1 protein-coding gene is annotated in these 1,012 nt (G+C 68.7%); it reads left to right on the forward strand.

What is annotated here, in order from left to right; all coding sequences use genetic code 11:
* Nucleotides 1-170 precede the first annotated feature (170 nt).
* Nucleotides 171-971 (forward strand): HARBI1 family protein, encoded by an 801-nt coding sequence (locus tag ACFZAU_RS41815; protein WP_500556608.1) that lies wholly within the window; start codon nucleotides 171-173, stop codon nucleotides 969-971.
* Nucleotides 972-1,012: the final 41 nt, after the last annotated feature.

Below are 1,012 nucleotides of genomic sequence, written 5' to 3' on the forward strand. Positions count from 1 at the left end.
TGAGTCTTTCCCGGTAAGCACCCGTCACTCGTTGTGATCGCTACCCCTTGCGCTGCGGCCTGCGTGGTCCCCAAGTCCAGGCAGGCGTAAGGCCCCTGGTAGGAACGATCTTGCGACGGATTGTTCTGACCGAGGGGCCTCACGTGTCGACCAGTGTCACATATACCGCGATGCTCGATGTGAAGCGGTCCACCGCCGAACACCTGGCCCGGTTGCTGCGCGACCACCGCGCCGCGATCGGCACCCGCCGGGGACGGCGTGCGCTGGGCTGCTTCCGGCAGGCGGTGCTCGTCCTGCGCTGGTTCCTCGACGGTACCCGCCTGGCGCAACTCGCCCGGGACAACGGCCTGTCGTCCTCCTCCGCCTACCGGTACCTGCACGAAGGGCTGACCGTCCTGGCAGCCGGGGCTCCGGATCTGCACACCGCGCTGGAGCGAGCGAAGGCGGCCGGGCTGACCCATCTGAACCTGGACGGCACCGTGGTCCGCACCGACCGGGTCGCGGCCCCCGGCCCCAACGGCGCGGACCTGTGGTGGTCCGGGAAGCACCGCCATCACGGCGGGAACGTACAGGTCATCTCCACTCCGGACGGCTGGCCGATCTGGGTCTCACCGGTCCGCCCCGGCCGCGAGCACGACACCACCTGCGCGCGCCGGCACGGCCTGATCGACGCGCTCAACCGGGTTGCGGCGGAGCTGGGCGTGCCGACCCTGGTCGACCTCGGGTACGAGAACGCCGGAGACGGCTTCCGCCACCCGGTCAAGAAGCCCGCCGGCGGCGAGCTGACCGAGGCCCAGCAGACCTACAACAAAGTCATCCGCGGCATCCACGGCGTGTGCGAACGAGCCAACGCCCTGCTCAAGACCACCTTCAAGGCCCTGCGACGAGTCAGCCTCGACCCCAGCCGCATCACCCAGATCGCCGCTGCGGCCCTCATCCTGCTCCAGCTCGAGTACGACCGAACCGTCTAAACGATCACGCAGCGTCATGATCCATTACCGGGAAAGGCTCA

This window comes from Streptomyces sp. NPDC008238, from assembly GCF_042956445.1.
Lineage (GTDB): Bacteria > Actinomycetota > Actinomycetes > Streptomycetales > Streptomycetaceae > Actinacidiphila.